Raw genomic sequence first — 22,419 nt, 5'->3', positions numbered from 1 at the left:
GGGAAGCCGCCGGCAGGCTGTGCGACGCGTCGGTCAGTGGGACGACGAGGTGTCCGTGCCGGTCCCGGACTGGTCGCCGGTGCCCGTGCCGTCGCCCGTGCCGGACTGGTCGCCGGTACCCGACTGGTCACCGGTGCCGGTCTGGTCGCCGGCCGACGCGGACGGGTCGGCGCTGCCGCCGATCTGGTCGCCGCCGGCCTGGTCGCCGGTGCCGGTCTCGTCACCGGCGGAGGCGGAGGCCGACGGGTCCGCGGTGGCGGCACCGCCGTCACCGGCGCCCGCGCCGCCGTCGCCGAGGGTGGCGCCGGTCGCCTGCAGGGCGGCGGTCACCGGCTGGAAGAAGGTCTCGCCGCCGGAGGTGCAGTCACCGCTGCCGCCGGAGGTCATGCCGACCGCGCCGCCGTCCTGGGTGAACAGCGAGCCGCCGCTGTCGCCGGCCTCGGCGCAGACGTTGGTCTGGATGAGACCGGTGACGGTGTCGACGCCGTTGGGGTCGGTCTCGCTCTGGAAGTTCACGGTGGCGTCGAGGCCGGTGACCTGGCCGTCGTGCAGGCCGGTGGTGGAGCCCATCCGGAACACGGTCTCGCCGACGGTGGCGTCGACGGCCTGGTTGATGGCGACGGTCTGGCCGTTGCCTATGTTGACCTCGCTGGGCGCCTGGGTGGTGGCGTCGTTGTACTTGACGAGCGAGAAGTCGCCGGCGCCGGGGAACTGCGCCTGGTCGACCGTGGCGATGGGCTGGCCGGTCTCGGAGTCGGACCAGTCCTTGGCGGCGACACCGCAGTGACCGGCCGTCAGGAAGGCGGGGCTGCCGTCCGAGGCGGTCACGTTGAAGCCGAGGGAGCAGCGGACGGTGCCGTCCTGCACCTGGGAGAAGATCGCGTCGCCGCCGGAGACGAGGGTCTTGAAGGTGCCCGACGACTTCTTGAGGGTCGCCATGTTCGAGCCGAGGCTCTGCACCGTCGACTGCAGCGTGTCCCACTTGGTGCCGGTGACGGTGGAGTCGGCGGTGACCACGACCTTGTTGGTCTTCGGGTCGACGGCCCAGGCGGTGCCGGGGATGGTCGCCTTGGTCTTCAGGGTCTGGGCGACGGCCGCCAGTTCGGAGTTGCTGTTCTGCACCTGACGGACGACCGCGCCGGCCTTCTCCGCCTGGACGACTATGTTGTTGTCGCCGCTGATGACGTTGACGACGAGCTGCTGCTTGCCGCTGTCGTAGTACGAACCGGCGAAGGCCTGGCCGAGCAGCTGCTGGAGCTGCGCGGCGAGGTCGGAGGCGTCGTTCGCCGACTTGAGCGTCTTGGGAGCGGTGGCCGTGGCGCCGGAGGCGTTGTCCTGAGACGCGTTGGCCATGGGCAGCAGGAACGCCGCGGCTCCGAGCGCCGCGACACCGCCCACCGCGATAGCGGCCTTGCGCTTCGGAATTCGCTTGTGACTCAAACTTCTCGACCTCCAAGGGACGGAGTGTCTGCCGTTGCGGGGCAGTCGTTCGTGAGCGGCGCCTGGATGGCCTTAGGTACGGGCGGGTCACGTGGTGCGTTCAATTCCGTTTGCCAAGTTCCTTGACCCGGTGGTGAATCGGCCATGGCGCGCCCGTGGGGGAAGAGGTCCGCGTGCCGGGCCGCCGGCCCGGGAACAATCCCCCATATGACGATGACCACCGCCGAAGCCGACAAGATCCTCTCCGCCAACTTCGCCCCCTGGGTGCTCGACCTGGGGCTGACCGTGGAGGCGCTGGGCGAGGACCGGGCGGTGCTGCGTCTGCCCTGGTCGGACCGGCTCTCCCGGGAGGGCGGCGGGCTGTCGGGGCAGGCGCTGATGGCGGCGGCCGACACGGCGACGGTGATCGCGGTCTCGGCGGCCCGGGGCGGCTTCGTGCCGATGACGACGGTGCAGCAGTCGACCTCGTTCCAGCGCGCGGTGACCGGTTCGGATGTCCTGATCGAAGCGGTGCTGACCAAACTGGGCCGCCGGATGGCGTTCGCCGACATCACCTTGAGCGATGAGGGGTCGGGCGCGCTCGCGGCCCGGGCGAGCACGGTGTATGCGCTCCTGGGGTGACACCGGACCGACACGGTCGGCAACCGGCCAATGACGGTCTGTTGCGATCACGGACCGGAATCCTTGCTTCAGGGAATCTGCACATCCAATACCCAAGCGGGTCACGGGAAGCGGCGGATCTGCACATCCGCACGCCCCCTGCCGCGCCCTTGGCCCGGAGTGCCGGATTCGCCGCCGGGCGGGCAAGCCGTGCGGCCGGGGCGAAGTCGTGCGGCTTGTGAAGGAGTCGCCGACAAGCGGTGCGCGCGCCTGCACGGTTGAACCCTTGTGGGACTCAAGTGCCCAGGTGAGGCGCATGGTTGATTGGAAGCGCGGACCGTGGGCGTGCTTTGATCCATCGCACCGCGGGAGCCGCCAAGGGCTTCCGGAAACGGGCGTCCGGCGCCCGCGGTCGCGGCCGTCCGCTCGTCCCCCCTAGGGCCGTGATTCGTCCCTGAAGGGCGTCGGGGGGCCGCTCTCCCCCTTGTGAATATCCATATGAAGGGAAGTTCCATCATGAACTCCACCCCCCAGGTCGAGACCGTCGAGATCTCCGACGCCGAGCTCGACAACGTCTCCGGTGGCCTCTCCGTGAACGCCCTCGGCACCGTCACCGGCCTGGTGGACGGCATCGCCCCGGTTTCCGGTCTGGTCAACACCGTTGTCGGCACCGTCGAGGGTGTCACCGGCCTGAACACGCAGCCGGTCACCAACCTGGTCGCCGGTATCTGACCGCACCTCGTTGCCGCTGAGTCCCGGAGCCGGTTCCCGGCCCCGGGGCTCTCGGGCGTTCTGAAACACCCGTGTCTCTCCCCTAGGTGAGGGAAGTTCCGTGCAGTTCCGCCAACAGGCCCTCGCCAAGCTCCAGTCACCGGAGGAGCTCGATCTCCCGGTGCGTTTCGCCCGTCCGCAGGGCTGGCTCGCGCTGTCCGTCTCGGTCGTCGTGATGGCCGCGGCCTCGGTGTGGGCGGTGACCGGTTCGGTCGCCTCGACGGTGAGCGCGCAGGCCATCCTCACCCACGGCCAGGGCAGCTACATCCTGCAGAGCCCGGTCGCCGGGCAGGTCACCGCCGTCCTCGCCGAGCAGGGCGAACGGCTGCCTGCGGACTCCCCCGTGCTGAAGGTGCGCACGAGTCAGGGCGACTCGGTCGTGCGCACGGTCGCCGCGGGCCGGATCAGCGCGCTCGCCGCGACCATCGGGCAGATCATCCAGACCGGCACGAACGTCGCCGCCGTGGAGAAGGTCGCCCACGCCTCGGACCCGCTGTACGCCACGGTCTACGTCCCCGCCGAGAACGCCTCGTCGATCCCCGCCGACGCCCCGGTCGACCTGACCGTGTCGTCGGTGTCGACGCAGGAGTACGGCGTGCTGCGCGGCCACGTGAAGTCGGTGGACCGCGCCGCCCAGTCGGCACAGTCGATCGCGGCGTTCCTCGGCGACAGCCAGCTGGGCGACCAGTTCACGAAGAAGGGCCGCCCGGTGGCCGTACTGGTCCGGCTGGACCCGTCGCGGAAGACGAAGAGCGGCTACAGGTGGTCCTCGGCCGACGGTCCGCCGTTCCGGCTCGACTCCATGACCCTGGCCTCGGGCTCGATCCGGCTGGCCGACCAGCGCCCCGTCGATTGGCTGCTCCCGTGACCACCGCCCAGGAGACCCGCGCCCGCCGCCGCGCCGCGCCGCCCAAACGACCGGTCCCCAAGGGCCGCGGCCGGATGGTCCGCACCCCCACCGTGCTCCAGATGGAGGCCGTCGAGTGCGGCGCCGCCTCCCTCTCCATGGTCCTCGGCCACTACGGCCGCCATGTCCCGCTGGAGGAGCTGCGCATCGCCTGCGGTGTCTCCCGCGACGGTTCGCGCGCCAGCAACCTGCTGAAGGCGGCCCGCAGTTACGGCCTCACCGCCAAGGGCATGCAGATGGACCTGGCCGCCCTCGCCGACGTGCAGGGACCGGCGATCCTGTTCTGGGAGTTCAACCACTACGTCGTCTACGACGGCATGGGCCGCCGCTTCGGCCGCCGGGGCATCTACATCAACGACCCCGCCAAGGGCCGCCGGTTCGTGCCCATGGAGGAGTTCGACGGCAGCTTCACCGGTGTCGTGCTGGTCCTGGAGCCGGGCGACGGCTTCGAGCGGGGCGGACGCCGGCCGGGCGTCCTGGGCGCGATGCCGGCCCGGCTGCGCGGCACCGCCGGCACCATGCCGGCCGCCGTCCTGGCCAGCCTGCTGCTGGTGGTCGTGGGCGCGGCGGTGCCCGCGCTCAGCCGCCAGTACATCGACCTGTTCCTCATCGGCGGCCAGACCTCGCTGCTCACCGTGCTGTTCGCCGCGATGGGCACCTGCGTCCTGCTCACCCTGGTGCTGACCTGGCTGCAGCAGGCGAACCTGCTGCACGGCCGGATCGTCTCCTCCACCCTGACCAGCGCCCGCTTCCTGCGCCACCTGCTGCGCCTGCCGGTCACCTTCTTCTCCCAGCGCAGCCCCGCCGACCTGGTGCAGCGCCTGCAGTCCAACGACCAGGTCGCCGAGACCCTGGCCCGCGACCTGGCCGCGGCCGGCGTGGACGCCGTGGTCGTCGTCCTGTACGCCGTGCTGCTCTACACCTACGACGTCCAGCTCACCTTCCTAGGCATCGGCGTCGCCCTGCTGAACATCGTGGCGATGCGGCTCGTCGTACGGCTGCGCGCGACCCGGACCGCGAAGCTGCGCGCGGACACCGCCCGGCTCACCAACACCTCCTACACCGGCCTCCAGCTGATCGAGACGATGAAGGCGACCGGCGGCGAGGACGGCTACTTCCGCAGGTGGGCCGGGCAGCACGCGAGCACCCTTGAGGAGCAGCAGCGCCTCGGGGTGCCGAGCGCCTGGCTCGGCGTGGTGGCCCCGACCCTGGCCACCGTCAACAGCGCGCTGATCCTGTGGATCGGCGGGATGCGGGCGGTCGAGGGCGGTATCTCCGTCGGCCTCCTGGTCGCCTTCCAGTCCCTGGTCACCCGCTTCACCGCGCCGCTGACCCGGCTCAACGGCGTCGCGGGCCGCATCCAGGACTTCGCGGCCGACGTGGCCCGCCTCAAGGACGTGGAGAACTTCCAGGCGGACCCGGTCTACGCCCGCCCCGGCACCGGCGACTCCACCCGGCGGCTGCAGGGCCATGTCGAGCTGGAGAACATCAGCTTCGGCTACAGCCCGCTGGACAAGCCCCTGCTCACCGGCTTCGACCTGACCGTCGGCCCCGGCCGCCAGGTCGCCCTGGTGGGCGGCTCGGGCAGCGGCAAGTCCACCGTCTCCCGGCTGATCTCGGGCCTGTACGCCCCCTGGGAGGGCGTGATCCGCATCGACGGGCAGCGCCTGGAGGACATCCCGCGCGGCGCGCTCGCCGCCTCCGTCTCCTTCGTCGACCAGGACGTCTTTCTCTTCGAGGGGTCGGTCCGCGACAACGTCGCGCTCTGGGACCCGTCCGTCCCGGACGAGGCCGTGGCGGAGGCGCTGCGCGACGCGGCGCTGTACGACGTGGTGGCGCGCCGGCCCGGCGGCATCCACAGCAGGGTCGAGCAGGACGGCCGCAACTTCTCCGGCGGCCAGCGCCAACGCCTGGAGATCGCACGGGCGTTGGTGCGCCGTCCCAGCATCCTCGTGCTCGACGAGGTGACCAGCGCCCTGGACGCCGAGACCGAACTGATCGTCATGGACAACCTGCGCCGCCGCGGCTGCGCCTGCGTCGTGATCGCGCACCGGCTCAGCACGGTCCGCGACAGCGACGAGATCGTCGTGCTCGAACACGGCACGGTCGTGGAGCGCGGGCGGCACGACGAGCTGGTGGCACACGGCGGGGCGTACGCCGCGCTGGTCAGGGAGCGATGAGATGACGACCGTGGACCAAGGCGACCTCGTACTCGGCGCGTTCGGCTCGCTGGGCGCCCGGATCGACTGCACCGGCCACACCCGCCTCGACCTCGAAGGCCCGCAGACGCTGTGGCTGGTGGCGTCCGGCGCGCTGGACCTGTTCGCGGTGGACGCCGAACAGCAGGGCCACTGGCACCACCTGGGCCGCCTGGAGGCCGGTTCCCTGCTGCTCGGTCCGGTCACGGGTCCCCAGCACACCCTGGTGGCCCGCCCGTTGCGCGACTCCGTCGTGCACCGCATCGGCCTGCGCGAGCTCTACCAGCCCTCCCACTCCCAGACCTGGTCCTACGACGAGTACGGCAACCCCCAGTTCGTACCGCCGGCCACCAGCCCCCTGGAGTACGCCCTCGCCCTCGGCGTCGGCCGCGGTCTGTCGATCCTCTTCCAGGCGCCGATGACCGCCAGCGAGCGGGCCGCGGCCCCCACCGACGACGACGTCTTCTGGATGCAGGTGCCGCCGGGCAGCGTGCAGTACGGCTCGCTGTACGGCGCGGAGGCGGCGGCCGACCTGCTGATGGACCCCGCGCTGTGGCAGAGCATGGTCGACCAGCAGTACCGGCTGCTGACCACGCTGGACCGGTGGATCGAGCAGCTGGAACGCACCCACGAGACGCGTACGGCGGCCGGTATCAAGGCCGGCGAGGCGGTCCGCGCCCAGGCCGACCGCACGCTCCTCGCCTCGATCGGCAAGGCGGCCAAGCGCACCACGACCGCCGACGCGGACGCCTCCTACGCGGCGTGCAGACTGGTCGCCGAGGCCGCCGGCATCACCCTCGCGGAGCCCGCGCAGAGCGGCACGGGACCAGCCGGGAGTGACCGCATCGACCCGGTCGAACAGGTGGCCCTCGCCGCCCGGGTCCGTACCCGGGCGGTACGCCTCGACGGCCGCTGGTGGCGGGAGAACGTCGGCCCGCTGGTCGGGCACCGCGCCCTGTCCGGGGCACCGGTCGCGCTGCTGTGGCGGCGCGGCGGCTATGTGGCCGTCCATCCGGCGACCGGCCGGGAGACCCCGATCGAGAAGGCGAACGCGGCGGAGTTCGAGCCGCGCGCGGTGATGTTCTACCGGCCGCTGCCCGACAAGGCGCTCACCCCGCTCGGCCTGCTCCGGTTCAGCCTGCGCGGCACCCGCGGCGACCTCGGCAGTCTGCTGCTCGCCGGGCTGGTCACGGTGGCGATCGGCGCCCTCGTGCCGATCGCGACCGGCAAGGTGCTCGGCGACTACGTGCCCAAGGCCCAGACGAACCTGATCGTCCAGGTCTGCCTGGCGGTGATCGTCAGCGCCGTCGTGTCGGCCGCGTTCACGCTCCTGGAGAACATGACCATCCTCCGCCTGGAGGGCCGGATCGAGGCGACCCTGCAACCGGCCGTCTGGGACCGGCTGCTGAGGCTGCCGACGAAGTTCTTCACCCAGCGCTCGACCGGTGAGCTGGCCAGCGCGGCGATGGGCGTCAGCGCGATGCGCCGGCTGCTCGCGGGGGTCGGCCCGGTGGTCGCCCAGTCGGTGACCGTCGGGGCGATGAACCTGGGCCTGCTGTTCTGGTACAGCGTGCCGATGGCGCTGGCGGCCCTTGCCATGCTCGTCGTCATCGCCGGTCTGTTCCTGGGACTCGGCCTGTGGCAGGTGCGCTGGCAGCGCCGGCTCGTGGTGCTCGGCAACAAGCTGAACAACCAGGCCTTCCAGACCCTGCGCGGCCTGCCGAAGCTGCGGGTGGCGGCGGCCGAGAACTACGCGTACGCGGCCTGGGCGGGCGAGTTCGCGCGCAGCCGGGAGCTCCAGCAGAAGGTGGGCCGGATCAAGAACCTCACCACGGTCCTCGGCTCGGTCTACCTCCCGGTCTGCACCCTGCTGATGTTCATGCTGCTCGCGGGTCCGGCGCGGGGAGCGATGGACGCGGCGGCCTTCCTCACCTTCAACACGTCGGTGACGATGCTGCTCACCTCGGTCACCCAGCTGACCGGCTCCTTCGTGTCGGCGGTGGCCGCGCTCCCGCTCTTCGAGGAGATCAAGCCGGTCCTCGAGGCCGCCCCCGAGGTCCGCACCGCCAGCACCCGCCCCGGCCCGCTGTCCGGCGCCGTCGAGGCCCGCCGCCTCTCCTTCCGGTACACCGACGACGGTCCGCTGGTCCTGGACGACGTCTCCTTCGCCGCCCGCCCGGGCGAGTTCGTCGCGGTCGTCGGCCCCAGCGGCTGCGGCAAGTCGACGCTGCTGCGGCTGCTGATCGGCTTCGACAAGCCGGTCTCGGGGAGCGTGCTGTACGACGGCCAGGACCTGGGCGCCCTCGACCAGTCGGCGGTCCGCCGCCAGTGCGGGGTGGTGCTCCAGCACGCGCAGCCCTTCACCGGTTCGATCCTGGACGTCATCTGCGGGACCGAGCCGTACACCCCCGAGGAGGCGATGGCGGCGGCCGAGATGGCGGGCCTGGCGGAGGACATCAAGCGGATGCCGATGGGGCTGCACACGATCGTCGCCGGGAGCGGCGCGATCTCCGGCGGCCAGCGGCAGCGGCTGATGATCGCCCAGGCGCTGATCCGGCGCCCCCGCATCCTCTTCTTCGACGAGGCGACCAGCGCCCTGGACAACGACACCCAGCGCACGGTCATCGAGAGCACCCGCAAGCTGAACGCCACCCGGATCGTCATCGCCCACCGGCTCTCCACGGTCCTGGACGCCGACCGGGTGATCGTGATGGAGGACGGCAAGGTCGCCCAGCAGGGCCCGCCGGCCCAGCTGCTCGCCGACACCGGCGGTCGGCTGCACGAGCTGGTGCGGCGGCAGCTGACCTGACCGGTCAGGCGTCCAGGCCGGGGACGGGGGCGCCGGAGGGCAGGCCGGCGTCGAGACAGCCCTGGTAGTACTCCTTCCAGGGCGGGGTGACGCCGGCGTGCGGGCCCTGGAACCGCTCGCCCCGGGCCTTGGCGTCGAGGGCGGCGAGGCAGACCTCCCAGCCGGCGCTGTTGCGGGCGGCGGTGTTCTCCTCGCCCAGGACGTGCGTGAGGGTGAAACGGGTCCCGTCGGGTCCGGCGTCCTCCAGGTCGAAGCGGATCTCGTCGCCGCCCCAGTCGAAGGTCAGGTTCCGGGGCGGGTCGACGGCGAGCACGGTGCCGTGCGACTCGGGCATGTTCGGGTCCCCGGTGAACCTGACGGCGCCGCCGGGGCGCAGGTCGAACTCGGCGCGGGAGGGGAACCACCCGGCGAGTTCGTCGGGGTCGGTGACGAAGTGCCAGACGCGGTCGACGGGGTGGCCGTAGACGCGGCTGAAGCGGACGGCGGGGCGGCCGTCGTCGAGGGTGACGTAGGTGCCGGTGAGTTCGGCGGGCATGGTGGATCAGTCCTTCGCGGAGGGTTCTCTCGGGTCGTCCGTCGTCTCGTCGAGGCGGCGCCCCAGGGTGTCCAGGCTGCGGTTCCACAGCCGGCGATAGGGAGCCAGCCAGGCGTCGAGCTCGGCGATCGGCGCCGGGTCGAGGGCGTAGACCCGACGCTGCGCGTCCTGCCGTACCCGGACCAGTCCGGCCTCGCGCAGCACCTTGAGGTGCTTGGAGGTGCTCGGCTGACTGAGGCCGCATGCGTCCACGATCTCGCCGACGGGGCACGGACGGGTGAGGAGGAGGCCGACGATGGCTCTTCGGTGGGGGTCGGCGAGGGCGGTCCAGAGGGTGTCGACGGACATGGGCCCAATATGCCTGTGCAGTTATATTCCCGTCAAGGAATACAGCGGGGGCGTGACGGCCGCACGAACACCTGAGGCCGGCGGGGATCTCCACCCCCAGCGAAACGTTGCCGTTTCGCTGAAAGTGGTCTAGGCTCATGTGTACGAAACCGTTTCGTTCGCGGTGCTGGAGCTGCCGTGTCGATGAAGCGGCTTATCGGTAAATCCCGAACGACTTCCCTGGAGTGGTTCTCGCATGTCTGAGAAGACTTTGACCGACGACGTCCGCGTCGGTACGGAGGAGGCACCGCCGGTCGCCTCCGCCAAGCGGTGGTGGATCCTCGCGGTCATCGCCGTCGCCCAGCTGATGGTGGTGCTCGACGCCACCATCGTGAACATCGCCCTCCCGTCCGCCCAGGCCGACCTCGGGTTCTCCGACGGCAACCGGCAGTGGATCGTCACCGCGTACGCCCTCAGCTTCGCCTCCCTGCTGCTGCTCGGCGGCCGGATCGCCGACCTGTTCGGCCGCAAGACCGCCTTCCTCATAGGCGTCGTCGGCTTCGCCGCCGTGTCGGCGCTGGGCGGTGCCGCGAACGGCTTCGGGATGCTGGTCACCGCGCGCGCCCTGCAGGGTGCCTTCGGCGCGCTGCTCGCCCCGACCGCGCTCTCGCTGCTGAACACCACCTTCACCGATGCCCGTGAACGGGCCCGGGCGTTCAGTGTCTACGGTGCCATCGCCGGCGCCGGCGGCGCGGTGGGCCTGCTGCTCGGCGGCGTCCTCACCGACACGTTCGACTGGCGCTCGACCCTGTACGTGAACGTCGCGATCGCCGTCGTCGCCTTCGCCGGCGGTATGGCGCTGCTGCACAACCACCGCGACGCCGGGAACGCCAAGCTGGACGTGCCCGGTACGGTCCTGGTCGCGGCCGGTCTGTTCTCGCTGGTCTACGGCTTCTCCAACGCCGAGTCGCACGACTGGGGTTCGCCGCTGACCTGGGGCTTCCTGGTCGCGGGCGTCGTGTTCCTGGCGTCCTTCGCCTGGTGGCAGACCAAGGCCAAGTATCCGCTGCTGCCGCTGGGCGTCCTGATGGACCGCAACCGGGGGGCCTCGCTCCTCGCCGTGCTCATCTCCGCCGGTGGCATGTTCGGCGTGTTCCTCTTCCTCACCTACTACCTGCAGCTGAACCTCGGCTTCAGCCCGACGAAGACCGGCGTGGCGTTCCTGCCGATGATCGCCGGCCTGATGGTGACGGCGCAGGTCGGCACCCAGGTCCTGGTGCCGCGGCTCGGCCCGAAGGTGGTCGTCCCGCTGGGCTTCGCGGTCTCCGCGGTCGGTATGGCCTGGCTGACCGACATCGGCGTCGGCTCCAGCTACGTCAGCGCGGTGCTGCCGCAGCTGATCATCACCGGCCTCGGCCTGGGCCTGGTCATGCCGGCGGCCATGCAGCTGGGCACGGGCGGGGTGACGGCCGACGAGGCGGGTGTCGCCTCGGCGACGGTCAACGCCATGCAGCAGGTCGGCGGTTCGATCGGTACGGCGCTGCTCAACACGCTCGCGGCGAGCGCGGCGACGGACTACCTGGCCGGGAGGGACGCGACCAGCAAGCTGATGCAGGCGCAGGCGACGATCGAGAGCTACACGACCGCGTTCTGGTGGTCGGCCGGGATGTTCGCGGTCGGCGCGGTCATCGCCTTCCTGCTGTTCCGCAAGGGGGTGCCGCAGCAGGACCCGGACGCGGCGCCGGTCGTGCACATGTAGTTTCCGCAGAGCCGCAGGGAATTGAGGGGCCGCCGTCAGCAGGGAGACGGTGGCCCTTCGCCGTTGTCGGGTGCCGGTGTGGTGTGGCTGGTCGCACAGTTCCCCGCGCCCCTAAAGGGACTTCAGGTCAAGCCACTTCGGATAAGTTCACACTGTTGAGTGAACCTGATCTTGCACTGCCCGCACCAGGGATGGCTAGCGCTCCCAGCGGGTAACAACTCGGCCCATATCCGCCCCGGCGAGGGGGGCTCTGAGATGACGCCGGAAGCCGACGACCCCGGGCTGCCCGCCGCCAACTCCTGTGCGCGCACGCGGCACAGCGGGTCGTACCTCGTCGTCGAGGTCTACGGCGAGATCGACATCGCCACCGAGGAGTTGCTCGCCGAGCACCTGCTCGCGGCGGCCGGCGGCGCCGAGCCCGACGTGCTCGTCGATCTGCGCCGGCTGGGTTTTCTCGACTGTTCGGGGCTGCGGGTGCTGTGCCGGGCCGAGGCGCGGGCCAGGGAGCGGGGCGGGCGGCTGCGTCTGGTGTGCGAAGGGCCCCGGATCCCGCGGCTGTTACGGGCCTCGGGACTGCTGGGACGATTTCCGCCGCTCCCCGGCATTCCCCGGGACGGGAACGCCGGGGAGCGGCGGTGATGCCGGGGGTCGGACGGGCGGCCCCACACCACCCGTCCGCCCCCCGGTGCAGGATCGCAGGTTCCCCGCTCCAGGGGCCGCACTCCCCAGTTACGGACCTGTCCGGCAGTCACGAGGACCGTGCGATCCCGGGTCTCAGAAGGCGAAGACGCTCGTCCCGTAGGCGTCCCTCATGCACTGGTTGCCGAAGGTCCGCTCGTAGGAGACGCGCTTGCCCTGCCAGACGCCCTCCACCGTGACCACGACGGGGTCGTAGAGCTTGGTGCACCACACGTCGGTTCTGGGCGCGAGGGCGTTCAGGTCGCCGCCGGCACCGCGCAGTTCGGCGCAGGCCTCGGTGGCGGCCGGGTGGGTGCCGGAGGCGTTCGGGGCGCAGTTCAGGGTGACGGCGCGCTCGGGCGTGGCGGTGGCCGCTTCTGTGCCGTGGCCGGTGGTGAGCACCAGGGCCGAGGGGGCGTAGAGCGAGCTCGGGGCGGCGACGGCGGCCCCCGTCAGGGGTCCGCAGACGGCGGCGGCCGTAAGGCCGATGGTCGCTGCCCAGCGCGCGGTGGTTCGCATTGTGTGCATCCTTCCGCTCGATTCGACGGGTGCCGCCCTCGGCCCGGTGGGTGCCGGGGCGGCGGGCGCCACTCTGCCGAGTCCGCCGCCGAAACACACATCGAACCCACAGGTTTCAGTAACCTTGCGTATTGAATCAGTGGCGTGAAGTCACGGAACGGGAAGGCGTCGACCGCTCAACGGAGCGGTTCTTGATCGCCCGAAGCGGCCAGATGGCCTGATCTCGCCGCCTTGTTAATCGTCCTGAAACATTCCGCTTCCGCTGTCGGCGGACTTCCCGGCAAGCCCTTGCCTTTGTGCTGCAACGGAGTAATCGTCATTACATGATTACTCAAGAGCAGCGGGACAAGCTCCGCGGCTGGTTCGCCGGCCGCCTGCCGGACGATCTCTTCGAGGAACTGGTCGAGGTGACGGTCGACCGCGAGGAGGTCACCGTCATCGGCCGCATCCCCGGCCCCAGGCTGGCGGAGGACGTGTCGGACGCCGAGCGCGAGGCGGCCGTACAGGGCCGCATCCAGGAGTTCCGGGAGCGCACCCGGGAGACCCGGATGGCCGTGGCCGGGGAGGCCGAGCACCAGTTCCGGCGCAAGATCTCCTGGGGCGTGGAGTGTGCCGGGCAGCGGGCGCTGTTCACGCACGTGGCCGCCCCGGTGATGACCCGGCTGCGCCAGCCCGAGCGCGAGGTACTGGACACCCTGATCGCCGGCGGTGTGGCCCGCAGCCGCAGCGAAGCCCTGGCCTGGTGCGTACGACTGGTCCAGCGCCACACCGACGACTGGCTGACCGAACTCCGCGACTCCCTCGAACACGTGGAACGCGTCCGGGCCCAGGGCCCGGACCAGGACTGAACCGGCCCCGCGACAGCGCCCCGAAGGGGCGCGGGGAACTGCGCGACCAGCCACGACGGCGCCGCGGACGAACCACGGCGTGTTGCGGCCCCCGCCATCGTGCGTCTAGCGACCGGCCAGTTTCTGCCGGCTGCGGACGTCGAGCGCGTCCGGGCTCAAGGACCGGACGCCGACAGCAGCGCCCCGTAAGGGGCGCTGGGGGTCCCCCCGGCCGAAGGCTGGGGGAGGAACTGCGCGACCAGCCACCGCGGCGCCGCGGACGAACCACGGCGCTCCACGCGGTGCGCCTAGTGACCGGCCAGTTCCGCCGGCTGCGCCGAAGGCGCCCCGCTCCCGGCGATGGAGAGCGAGCCACGGCTCTGCGAGGGCACCGGCGCGTCGGTCAGCCAGTGCTGCCCGCTGGTGTGGTCGCGGACCTTGACCACGATGTCGGAGCCGGGGTCCACCCCGCCCGTCGAGAGCGCGAGGGTCTCGTCCCAGCGGGGCAGCAACTCGCCCTGCACGGTGAGGTCGTAGCGCACGTCCTTGCCGCGCTCGGCGCCCTCCGCGGCACAGTCGCCGAGGATGACCACCCCGGCGTCCGCGTGCGAGTCCAGGCACAGGTCCCGGCCGGCCGCGCTGCGCAGTTCACCGTCGCTCTCGTACGTCCACTGCTGCGTCGAGGCCGTGGAGCACACCGCGAGCACGACGCTCGCCCCGGCCGTCGGCTCGCCGTTGATGTCCAGGCAGAGCTGGGCGGCGGCGTTGCGCAGCCGGGTCGTGTGGTCGGCGGCGGGCAGCCCGGCCGTGCCGGAGGTGGGCGTGGGGGTGGTCTCGGGCTCGGAGTCGCCGGGTACCAGGCCCGCGGTGGCGACGGCGTCGCTGCCGTCACCGCCGCCGGACAGCGTGCTGACGGCGAGGACGGAGGCGAGCAGTCCCGCGCCGGCCACGCCGACACTGGTCAGCAGCGTCTTCGACGACCAGGAGCCGGGCGGGCGGCGCACCGACACGGGGATGCGGGCGAGGAGCCGGGTCCGGGCCGCCGCGCGCCGACGGCCGCCTCCCCCTCCGGCGCGCCGGGCGGCGGCGCGGGTGAGGGGGACGTCCGCACTGCCCTTGCGGCCCGGGCGCGTGTCGAGGTACCGGCGGGCCCCCCAGCCGAGCACCGCCTCGACCAGCAGCACGCCCAGTCCGCCCTCGACATGGCCGAGTTGCTCGGCGGCGGCCCTGCAGTACGGGCACTCCGCCAGATGCGCCTGGACGTCCGGCAGCAGGGCACCGCCCCGGCGGATCGGCACGTCCAGGAGGCGGTTGTAGTAACGGCACTCCTGGGACGGGGCGAGTTCCCGGTGGGCGCGGACACAGCCCTCGCGGAATTTCTCCCGGGCGTCTTCGAGAGCCGTCGACGCGGTTGCCGTGTCCATGCCCAACAGACCGGCCGGTACGGTTATCGGTTCGGCCTCCACCTCGACATGCCAGAGCAGGCTCTGGGCGAGCACCGGAAGGCCCAGGAATGAACGCTCCGCCAGGGTGCGGTTTTCCGGGGTCATCGACTTCGTGGCGCGCATACCGCGCCCCCCTGCGGGTTTCCCGAGGTCCGGAAGAACCTCCGCTATTCGGTCCTCCACGGCCCAGTTGGCGACCGTGTCGCGGACGGAGACCAGCAGGCGCGGCCGGATCGCGTCGGCCGTCTCACCGAGCGCCACCCGGTCGAGGACCTGGTGGAAGGCGGCGGCGGCCACCATGTGCGCGACGGGCCCGGAGGCGGCCAGGCAGATGACCGCGTATTCCTGGACGGGCCGCCAGTGCCGGGCCATGAGCAGCGCGGCGGACCGGGAGGCCTCGATGTCCGATCCGGCTCGCAGCGGGGCGGCGAGGGACTCGTCGGACTCCCCCGCACCACCGCCCGGCGGCGGATAGGAAGGGCGAGGCGGGTGGGGGGTGGGCACGGAGCGGATTCCTTTGGTGCGGTGGTGCGTACCTCTTCGGTGCGCCTTCGGAGGGCGGGAATTCGCCGACACGGTGTCGGTACGGTGTCGGTCGCGTTCCTCAACTGCCGAATGGGACCAGGCCATTACCCCGTGCGGGTATTCACCCTCGCACAAGTCTCACACAAGCAACAAGGCGCCCGAACAACATCGACAGCATTGACAGAAAGTCAGAAAGGCGCCGGTGGCTATTGCCCCTGCATGGCCGCATTCACCATTCCGCGCGCCCCGTGTGAACCGTGCGCCCGCGCCGGCCCCGCGCGCACGGTCCCGGCCCGCCCGCACGGGTGGTCCACTGATGACCGGCCCTCCTCAAGAGGCCCCGCGCGGAACGGCGGCTCTTCCGCGCGAAACAGGCCGCCGGCCCCGTTCCTCCCGCCCTCGGCCGGCGGCCCCGAGGGCCGCTGGGGCGGCTCTGCCTGCGCGTCCGGGCAGGTGTCAGAGCTGCCAGGAACGGAGCCGGTCCGCCGCCGCGTAGACGTCGGCCTTGCCGCTCATCAGGTCGCGGGCGAGGTCGACGAGGGCGCCGTAGGGCGGGTCGATGCCGACATCGCTGACGTACATGTAGGCCACGGCGGTCGCGCAGGCGAACCTGGCGTTGGCCGAGGGCAGCGGCTTGAGCAGGGCGAGGGTGTGCAGCAGGGCCGCCGCCCGCCAGGCCGCGTCGGAGTCCACGCCGAGCCGCGGCGGGTCGACGCGGTGCCGGGCGACGGCGGCGACCAGCGCGGAGAAGTCGTTGACGGTGGGCTGCTCCGGCATGACTTCCTCATGGCGCTGGAGCAGCCAGGGCACGTCGATGTGGATGACCGGCGGCATGGGTCAGGCGGCCTCGCCCTTCGCGGCCGGCTGTTCGTCGTCCGGGAACGCGGCGGCGAACTCGGCGGCGTGGGCCGCGAAGAAACGGCGGAACTCCTCCGCCCCTTCCTGCAGGGCCCGGTGCCGGGCGATGTCGGCGGCGGCGGCCTCACGGACGAGGGCCTTCATCGACGTACCGCGCTCCTTGGCTATCTGCCTGAGGTCCTCAAGCTCGCGGTCGCTGAACTCCACGTTGAGAGCTGGCATGCCCTTCACGGTACCGCGCGGGTACTCCACCGTAAATACCCGCAGGTCAAGACCGACTCTCCATGGTACCTACAGAGCCCCGCGGCGGGCGGCCCGCCAGGACCGCCCGCCGCCTGGGACCCTTCGGCCAGGCCGCCTCAGACGTCGAGGCGGCCGATCCGTACCGCGCCCGAGGTCTGTCCCGGGTGGGCGCTGGTCAGGGTGAGCCGGATCCGGGAGCCGCGTGCCGCGGTGAACGTGATGACGGTCGGGGTGTCCGAGGCGGTCGCCCAGTCCACCGCCGGGTCCTGCACCGCCCGGTACGCGTTGCCGTCCCAGACGGCCACCTCGACGGAGGCGGGCAGGGCATGGGTGGCGTCCACGGTGAAGGAGACGTCCACCCGGTCGTAGGTGCGGGTGCGTCCGTGGTCGACCGACACCCAGTCCGCTGTGCGGGCGCCGCCGAACGCGGGCAGCAGGGCGGTGGCCGACTTGGCGAAGGCGTTGGACCAGCCGGTGGCCGGGTCGCCGTCGAGCATGGCGGCCGGGAGGGTGTCCGGACGGCCGGAGTAGCTCGCGTCCGCGTGGGGGTAGTCCGGCGGCGCCGGGTGGTCCGGGCCGAACTCGGGGGCGGGGGTGGTCGCCACGGTGCGGGCAGGGGCGGTGCGCACGGTGACGGTGTCCTTGTGCAGGCCGTCCACCCGGGCGGTCACCCTGAGGCTTCCTGGCCTCGTGCCGGAGCGGACGACGGCGAGTGCCTTGCCGTGGAAGGCGGTGCGGGTGCCGGCCTGGTAGCGCTCCGCGCTCTCCTCCCGGCCGTTGTCGAGCCCGGCGAGCGAACCGCCGGTCACGGCGAAGGAGACGAGGTGCTCGGCGTCGGGCACCACCACGCCGTGCGCGTCGACGATCTCGGCGGTGACGAAGACCAGTGAACGCCCGTCGGCGGCCAGGGACGTGCGGTCGGGGGTGAGGCGGACGGCGTGCGGGGCGCCGGCGGTGCGCAGCACGTCGGTCGCGACCACCTTGCCGTCGCGCCGGGCCACCGCCTTCAACTCGCCCGGCAGGTAGGGCACTTTCCAGGTCAGGTGCAGTTTGCCCGCGCTGCCGTTGGGGCTGGTGTAACTGCCCGGGTAGGGGCCGGTGGTGAAGGTCTTGTCGTCGCCGGTGGCCTCGGTGGTCTCCAGGTAGGTGCGGCCGTCGGTGGTCGTCTTGGTGTCGAACTCCCGCACCCCGAGGGACGTCCCGTTCAGGAACAGCTCGACGGCGGGCACGTTGGCGTACGCCCACACCTCGACCGTCTCCCCCTCCTCGTGGTTCCAGCTCGTCGGCAGCAGGTGCACCATCGGCTCGCTCACCCACTGGCTGCGGAAGAGGTGGTACATGTCCTTCGGGAACCCGGCCGTGTCGACCGCGCCGAAGAAGGACGACTTCACCGGGAACACGTCGTACGGCGTCGGCTCGCCGATGTAGTCGATGCCCGACCACAGGAACTGGCCCGCGAACCACTTCCGGTCCCGGTCCTTCTTGTGGCCGTACTCGCCGCTCATCGTCCAGGAGGCGAGGTTGTTGTCGTAGGACGAGGTCGCCCGGCGGCCGGGGGTGTGGTTCTCGCCGGTGTTGAGGTGTTCCGGCTCCTGGTAGGTGCCGCGGGTCGAGGTCTCCGAGGAGGACTCGGACTCGAAGAGGAACAGGTGCGGGTAGGCCGCGTGCAGCGCGTCGACGGACCTGGCGGTGTTGTAGTTGAGGCCGAGTCCGTCGAGCTTGGCGAGCATCAGGTCGGCCGCCGAGCCCGCCTTCGGCACCCCGCGGTACTTGTCGGAGCCGATGACCAGGGGGCGGGTGTCGTCGGCGGCCCGGATCGCGGCGATGATCCGGTCGGCCATGGCGAGGCCGGCGGTGGAGGTGGAGTCGGGGATCTCGTTGCCGATGGACCACAGGACGACGGCGGGCGAGTTGCGGGCGGCGAGCACCATCTCGGTGGCGTCGGCCTCGCACCACTCGTCGAAGAACCGGCCGTAGTCGTACCGGGTCTTGCCGGTCTTCCAGCAGTCGAAGGCCTCCACCATCATCACGATGCCCAGCTCCTCGCAGACCTCGATCATCTGCGGGGAGGGCGGGTTGTGCGAGGTGCGGAAGGCGTTGACGCCCATCGATTTCATGATCGTCATCTGTCTGCGCACCGCGTCGGCGCTGATCGCCGCGCCCAGGGCGCCCTGGTCGTGGTGGAGGTCGACGCCCTTGATCTTGGTGGGGACGCCGTTGAGGGAGAAGCCCTCGTCGGGGTCGAAGCGGTAGCTGCGGATGCCGAAGACCGTGTGGCAGGTGTCGGTGGTGGTGCCGCCGACCCGGAGTTCGGTGTGCAGGGTGTAGCGGTGCGGGGCCCCGAAGTCCCACAGCTTCGGTCTCCGGACGGTCAGTTCGTGGGTCGCGGTGGTCCCGCCGGGGCCGGTGACGGTGACCGTGGAGGACGTGCGGGCGACCGTACGCCCGTCCGGGTCGGCGATCCGGGACAGGACCGTCACGTCCGCGCCGGTGCCGGACTCGTCGACGACGGCGGTGCGCACCCGCACCACGGCCCGCTCGGCGGTGATGTCGGGGGTGGTGACGTACGTCCCCCAGCGCGCCACGTGCACCGGGTCGGTCACCACCAGGCGGGCCTCGCGGTAGATGCCGCTGCCCGAGTACCAGCGGCTGCTGGGCAGCTGGTTCTGCACCTTGACCGCGAGCACGTTCTGCGTGGTGCCGTCGGTGTGCAGCAGGTCGGTGAGGTCGAGGGCGAAGCCGGTGTAGCCGTAGGGGTGGCGGCCGGCCTGGGTGCCGTTGCAGTAGACGTACGAGTCCATGTAGACGCCGTCGAACTCCACCGAGATCCGTTTGCCGGCACAGCCGGGCGGCAGGGTGAAGGCGAGCCGGTACCAGCCGAGGCCGCCCGGGAAGAATCCGGTGCCGCTGGTGGTGCCGTGGTCGGTGGTGGGGGTCTGCTCGATGCTCCAGTCGTGCGGTACGGCGACCTGCCGCCAGGCCGAGTCGTCGTACCCGGGGTCGGCGGCGTCGGCGTAGGCGCCGGTCGGGTCGGTGATTCCGCCCGGGTTGACCAGCGCGAACCGCCAGCCGTCCCGCAGGGCGACCGTACGGCCGCCGGTGACCTGCGAGAACGTATCCGCCTCCGGTGCCGCCCAGGCGCCCGGGGCGCCCAGCAGGGCGCCGGCCGCCGGGGCTGCCGTGGCGGCTGCCAGAACCGATCTGCGTGTGACCGTCATGGTGCGGCTCTCCCTCATCAGGGCCCAGAACTACTCACAACTGATCGCGAACAAACAGATTCTGACGGGGTGACACTTGGGCCCGTCAAGGGTCGGGACGCCTTCGCCCACCCCTTTCGTCCCGCCGCCCGGTCCTCGTTCGGCACCCCGGACAGAACCCGGACCCGACCGACCGGTCACCGCCGCTTGCCGGTCGCGAGGGGGTCCGAAGCACTACCCTGAACACGAGTGGTGCACCTGTTGACTGTGAGTGTGCGCTTGGGAGTGGCGAGATGAGCCGGGTCTATCCCTTCGACGATGCGGCGACGGCCCGGGCTGTCATCGGCGAGGACGGCACACTGACCGAGTGGAGCGAGGGCGCGCGAAGGCTCCTCGGCCACCCGGCGGACGAGGTCGTGGGCCGGCCCGCCGCGCTGCTGCTCGCCGGGGACGTCGCTCCCCGCGCGCCCGCCGGCGCCCGCTGGGACGGCACCGTCGGACTCCGCCACCGGGACGGCCGTACGGTCCCGGTCTGGCTGCTCGCCCACCACGCCCCGGCGCACGAGGAGCGGCCCGCCCACTGGCTGGTGGTCTCCCCGCTCGACGGCGGCGGACCGCCCACCCCGGACGATCCGCTGGCGACGGCCGCGCTGACGCAGTCGCCGTGCGCCATCGCGGTCTACGACGACCAGCTCAGGCTGCGCCGGATGAACGACGCGATGGCCCAGGTCATCGGGCTGCCCGAGGAGCGGGTCCAGGGACTCAGGGTCACCGAGATCGGCGGCAAGCCGGAGAGCGGGGACCTGGAGCGGAACATGCTGCGGGTGCTGTCCTCGGGCCGGCCGCTGGACGTGCAGACGTACATGCGGACCGGCGGCGAGGACCGGGCGCACGCCTGGCTGGCCCGGATGGCGCCGGTCACCGACGCCGCCGGGCGGGTGTGGGGGGTGAGCCTGGCCGCCCACGACTTCACCGAGAACTACCTGGCCAGGGAGCGGCTCCAGCTGGTCAACGCGGCGAGCGTGCGGATCGGCAGCACCCTCGACGTCATCCGTACGGCCCAGGAGCTGGCGGACGTCTGCGTCCCGGCCCTCGCCGACCTGGTCACCGTCGACCTGCTGGACCCGCCCGAGCACGGCGGCGACCTCCCGGCCCGGCTGGACGCGCCGGTCACCCTGCGCCGCATCGCACACCAGTCCGTGCTCCCCGGTGTCCCCGAGGCGGTCCTCAAGCCCGGGCAGACCGAGGTCTACCCGGCCTCCTCACCGCAGGCCGACTCGCTGACCGCGGGGCACACGATCGTGGCCTCGGTGTCCGCGGGCGAGCTGGACGAGTGGCTGTCCTGGAACAAGCGGCGCGGCGAGCGGGCGCGCGAGTTCGGCGTGCACTCCTCGATGTCCGTGCCGATCCAGGCCCGCGGCACCACCCTCGGGGTCGCGGTGTTCCGGCGGCACCGGCGGCCCGACCCGTTCGGTCCGGACGACGTGCTGCTCGCCGAGGAGATCACGGCACGGGCCGCGGTCTGCATCGACAACGCCCGCCGCTACTCGCGCGAGCGCGAGACCGCGCTGGCCCTGCAGCGCAGCCTGCTGCCCAGGACGCTGCCGCGCACCGCCGCCCTGCAGGCCGCGTCCCGCTATCTGCCGGCGGCGCGGGCCGGGGTGGGCGGCGACTGGTTCGACGTGATCCCGCTGTCCGGGCTGCGGGTCGCCATGGTCGTCGGGGACGTCGTCGGCCACGGCGTGCAGGCGTCGGCGACCATGGGCCGGCTGCGGACCGCGGTGCGGACCCTGGCCGACATCGACCTGGCCCCGGACGAGCTGCTCACCCATCTGGACGACCTGGTGCTGCGGCTCTCGGCCGAGCAGGGCGGCGAGGGCAGCCCCGGCGAGGTCGGCGCGACCTGTCTGTACGCCGTCTACGACCCGGTGTCGCGGCGCTGCACCCTGGCCCGCGCCGGGCACCCGCCTCCCGTCCTGCTGCGTCCGGGCCGGCGCCCGAGCCGGCTGGACCTGCCGGCCGGTCCCCCGCTGGGCCTGGGCGGACTGCCGTTCGAGTCGGCCGAGGTGACGCTGGACGAGGGCACGGTGCTCGCGATGTTCACGGACGGGCTGATCACCTCCCGGCACCGGGACCCGGACACCGGCCGCCGACTGCTGCACGAGGCGCTGGCGGCGTACAGCGACTCGCTGGACGAGACCTGCGACCGGATCCTGCACGCCCTGCTGCCGGCGGGCGGCGCGGCCGACGACGTGGCGCTGCTGCTGGCCCGCACCCAGGGCCTGCCGCCGACCCGGGTGGCCTCCTGGGACGTGCCCGCCGACCCCGCGCTGGTCGCGCCGATCCGCAAGCAGGTCGTCGAGCAGCTCGACGTGTGGAACCTGAGCATGGCCGCCTTCACGGCGGAGCTGGTGGTCAGCGAGCTGGTCACCAACGCGATCCGGTACGGCGCCCATCCCATCGGGCTGCGGCTGATCCACGACACGACCACGCTGATCTGCGAGGTCTCCGACACCAGCCACACGGCTCCGCATCTGCGCCGGGCCAAGACGTGGGACGAGGGCGGGCGGGGGCTGCTGCTGGTGGCCCAGCTGACCGAACGGTGGGGTACCAGGCACACGGCGGAGGGCAAGACGATCTGGGCCGAGCTTTCCCTCTTCGAGGACGAGCTGCGCTGAGCGCTCCGCCGGGGGGGGCGTCCTGTCGTCGGTCGCGTGCGGCGACGTTGTGGCTGGTCGCGCAGTTCCTTCCCCGGCCTTCGGCTGGGGGTACCCCCAGCGC

At 71.9% G+C, this 22,419-nt stretch carries 17 protein-coding genes; 9 read left to right on the top strand and 8 right to left on the bottom strand.

Annotated elements, in window-relative coordinates:
* Positions 1 to 33: 33 nt before the first annotated feature.
* A complete protein-coding gene (locus AB0D74_RS33730) occupies positions 34 to 1,440 on the bottom strand; it encodes a S1 family peptidase (protein ID WP_362595424.1) in 1,407 nt (468 codons plus the stop codon).
* A 207-nt stretch (positions 1,441 to 1,647) separates the two neighbouring features.
* Here AB0D74_RS33730 and AB0D74_RS33725 point away from each other — a divergent pair, with 207 nt between their 5' ends.
* The 5 genes from AB0D74_RS33725 to AB0D74_RS33705 all read left to right on the top strand — a co-directional run bounded on the left by AB0D74_RS33725 (position 1,648) and on the right by AB0D74_RS33705 (position 8,725).
* Positions 1,648 to 2,061 (top strand): PaaI family thioesterase, encoded by a 414-nt coding sequence (locus tag AB0D74_RS33725; RefSeq protein WP_362595422.1) that lies wholly within the window; start codon positions 1,648 to 1,650, stop codon positions 2,059 to 2,061.
* 495 nt (positions 2,062 to 2,556) lie between these two features.
* Complete coding sequence (locus AB0D74_RS33720) at positions 2,557 to 2,772, top strand: type A2 lantipeptide (RefSeq protein ID WP_362595420.1); 216 nt, start codon at positions 2,557 to 2,559, stop codon at positions 2,770 to 2,772.
* Between the two features lie 100 nt (positions 2,773 to 2,872).
* Entirely contained in the window at positions 2,873 to 3,679 is an 807-nt protein-coding gene (locus AB0D74_RS33715) for an HlyD family efflux transporter periplasmic adaptor subunit (protein WP_362595418.1), read from the top strand.
* Positions 3,676 to 5,898, top strand: a complete 2,223-nt coding sequence (locus tag AB0D74_RS33710; RefSeq protein WP_362595416.1) for an NHLP family bacteriocin export ABC transporter peptidase/permease/ATPase subunit — start codon at positions 3,676 to 3,678, stop codon at positions 5,896 to 5,898. Before AB0D74_RS33715 ends, AB0D74_RS33710 begins: the two co-directional genes overlap by 4 nt.
* Before the next feature lies 1 nt (position 5,899).
* Positions 5,900 to 8,725, top strand: a complete 2,826-nt coding sequence (locus AB0D74_RS33705) for an NHLP bacteriocin export ABC transporter permease/ATPase subunit (RefSeq protein ID WP_362595414.1) — start codon at positions 5,900 to 5,902, stop codon at positions 8,723 to 8,725.
* 4 nt (positions 8,726 to 8,729) lie between these two features.
* Here AB0D74_RS33705 and AB0D74_RS33700 read toward each other — a convergent pair whose 3' ends face one another.
* Together AB0D74_RS33700 and AB0D74_RS33695 are read right to left on the bottom strand one after the other, a co-directional pair.
* The gene (locus AB0D74_RS33700; protein WP_362595412.1) at positions 8,730 to 9,260 is read right to left on the bottom strand and encodes an SRPBCC family protein; all 531 of its coding nucleotides are present in this window, start codon (positions 9,258 to 9,260) and stop codon (positions 8,730 to 8,732) included.
* Between the two features lie 6 nt (positions 9,261 to 9,266).
* The gene (locus tag AB0D74_RS33695) at positions 9,267 to 9,608 is read right to left on the bottom strand and encodes a metalloregulator ArsR/SmtB family transcription factor (protein ID WP_362595410.1); all 342 of its coding nucleotides are present in this window, start codon (positions 9,606 to 9,608) and stop codon (positions 9,267 to 9,269) included.
* A 235-nt stretch (positions 9,609 to 9,843) separates the two neighbouring features.
* Between AB0D74_RS33695 and AB0D74_RS33690 the strand changes: the two genes are divergently transcribed.
* Together AB0D74_RS33690 and AB0D74_RS33685 are read left to right on the top strand one after the other, a co-directional pair.
* Positions 9,844 to 11,346, top strand: coding sequence for an MFS transporter (locus AB0D74_RS33690; RefSeq protein WP_362595408.1), 1,503 nt, complete (start codon positions 9,844 to 9,846; stop codon positions 11,344 to 11,346).
* Positions 11,347 to 11,601: 255 nt separating this feature from the next.
* Positions 11,602 to 11,985, top strand: a complete 384-nt coding sequence (locus AB0D74_RS33685) for an STAS domain-containing protein (RefSeq protein ID WP_362595406.1) — start codon at positions 11,602 to 11,604, stop codon at positions 11,983 to 11,985.
* A gap of 135 nt (positions 11,986 to 12,120) precedes the next feature.
* Here AB0D74_RS33685 and AB0D74_RS33680 read toward each other — a convergent pair whose 3' ends face one another.
* Complete coding sequence (locus tag AB0D74_RS33680) at positions 12,121 to 12,543, bottom strand: subtilase-type protease inhibitor (protein WP_362595404.1); 423 nt, start codon at positions 12,541 to 12,543, stop codon at positions 12,121 to 12,123.
* A gap of 323 nt (positions 12,544 to 12,866) precedes the next feature.
* On the opposite strand from AB0D74_RS33680, the gene AB0D74_RS33675 reads away from it, so the two are divergent.
* Complete coding sequence (locus AB0D74_RS33675; protein WP_362595402.1) at positions 12,867 to 13,391, top strand: hypothetical protein; 525 nt, start codon at positions 12,867 to 12,869, stop codon at positions 13,389 to 13,391.
* A 287-nt stretch (positions 13,392 to 13,678) separates the two neighbouring features.
* On the opposite strand, the gene AB0D74_RS33670 is transcribed toward AB0D74_RS33675, so the two are convergent.
* From AB0D74_RS33670 to AB0D74_RS33655, 4 genes are all read right to left on the bottom strand, one after another.
* Positions 13,679 to 15,319 carry an RICIN domain-containing protein gene (locus tag AB0D74_RS33670; RefSeq protein ID WP_362595400.1) on the bottom strand — a complete coding sequence of 547 codons (1,641 nt, stop codon included), beginning with the start codon at positions 15,317 to 15,319 and terminating at the stop codon, positions 13,679 to 13,681.
* A gap of 477 nt (positions 15,320 to 15,796) precedes the next feature.
* Positions 15,797 to 16,174 (bottom strand): toxin Doc, encoded by a 378-nt coding sequence (locus AB0D74_RS33665; protein ID WP_362595398.1) that lies wholly within the window; start codon positions 16,172 to 16,174, stop codon positions 15,797 to 15,799.
* Between the two features lie 3 nt (positions 16,175 to 16,177).
* Positions 16,178 to 16,420: a hypothetical protein gene (locus tag AB0D74_RS33660; protein WP_362595396.1), complete on the bottom strand. Its 243-nt coding sequence runs from the start codon at positions 16,418 to 16,420 to the stop codon at positions 16,178 to 16,180.
* Positions 16,421 to 16,557: 137 nt separating this feature from the next.
* Positions 16,558 to 19,659: a glycoside hydrolase family 2 TIM barrel-domain containing protein gene (locus AB0D74_RS33655; RefSeq protein ID WP_362595394.1), complete on the bottom strand. Its 3,102-nt coding sequence runs from the start codon at positions 19,657 to 19,659 to the stop codon at positions 16,558 to 16,560.
* A gap of 272 nt (positions 19,660 to 19,931) precedes the next feature.
* Here AB0D74_RS33655 and AB0D74_RS33650 point away from each other — a divergent pair, with 272 nt between their 5' ends.
* On the top strand, positions 19,932 to 22,316 hold the full coding sequence (locus tag AB0D74_RS33650) for a SpoIIE family protein phosphatase (protein WP_362595392.1): 2,385 nt from the start codon (positions 19,932 to 19,934) through the stop codon (positions 22,314 to 22,316).
* Positions 22,317 to 22,419 lie beyond the last annotated feature (103 nt).

This window comes from Streptomyces sp. NPDC048278 (assembly GCF_040652195.1).
Taxonomy (GTDB): Bacteria; Actinomycetota; Actinomycetes; order Streptomycetales; family Streptomycetaceae; genus Streptomyces.
Note: the sequence above shows the minus strand (reverse complement) of the source record. Positions and strands in the feature narration are given on the sequence as shown.

What these genes read in the sequence shown, in the direction of transcription:
- AB0D74_RS33725 (WP_362595422.1), top strand. Translation starts at nt 1,648, where the DNA reads ATGACGATGACCACCGCCGAAGCCGACAAGATCCTCTCCGCCAACTTC.
- AB0D74_RS33720 (WP_362595420.1), top strand. Translation starts at nt 2,557, where the DNA reads ATGAACTCCACCCCCCAGGTCGAGACCGTCGAGATCTCCGACGCCGAG.
- AB0D74_RS33705 (WP_362595414.1), top strand. Translation starts at nt 5,900, where the DNA reads ATGACGACCGTGGACCAAGGCGACCTCGTACTCGGCGCGTTCGGCTCG.
- AB0D74_RS33700 (WP_362595412.1), bottom strand. Translation starts at nt 9,260, where the DNA reads ATGCCCGCCGAACTCACCGGCACCTACGTCACCCTCGACGACGGCCGC.
- AB0D74_RS33695 (WP_362595410.1), bottom strand. Translation starts at nt 9,608, where the DNA reads ATGTCCGTCGACACCCTCTGGACCGCCCTCGCCGACCCCCACCGAAGA.
- AB0D74_RS33690 (WP_362595408.1), top strand. Translation starts at nt 9,844, where the DNA reads ATGTCTGAGAAGACTTTGACCGACGACGTCCGCGTCGGTACGGAGGAG.
- AB0D74_RS33685 (WP_362595406.1), top strand. Translation starts at nt 11,602, where the DNA reads ATGACGCCGGAAGCCGACGACCCCGGGCTGCCCGCCGCCAACTCCTGT.
- AB0D74_RS33680 (WP_362595404.1), bottom strand. Translation starts at nt 12,543, where the DNA reads ATGCGAACCACCGCGCGCTGGGCAGCGACCATCGGCCTTACGGCCGCC.
- AB0D74_RS33675 (WP_362595402.1), top strand. Translation starts at nt 12,867, where the DNA reads ATGATTACTCAAGAGCAGCGGGACAAGCTCCGCGGCTGGTTCGCCGGC.
- AB0D74_RS33665 (WP_362595398.1), bottom strand. Translation starts at nt 16,174, where the DNA reads ATGCCGCCGGTCATCCACATCGACGTGCCCTGGCTGCTCCAGCGCCAT.
- AB0D74_RS33660 (WP_362595396.1), bottom strand. Translation starts at nt 16,420, where the DNA reads ATGCCAGCTCTCAACGTGGAGTTCAGCGACCGCGAGCTTGAGGACCTC.
- AB0D74_RS33655 (WP_362595394.1), bottom strand. Translation starts at nt 19,659, where the DNA reads ATGACGGTCACACGCAGATCGGTTCTGGCAGCCGCCACGGCAGCCCCG.
- AB0D74_RS33650 (WP_362595392.1), top strand. Translation starts at nt 19,932, where the DNA reads ATGAGCCGGGTCTATCCCTTCGACGATGCGGCGACGGCCCGGGCTGTC.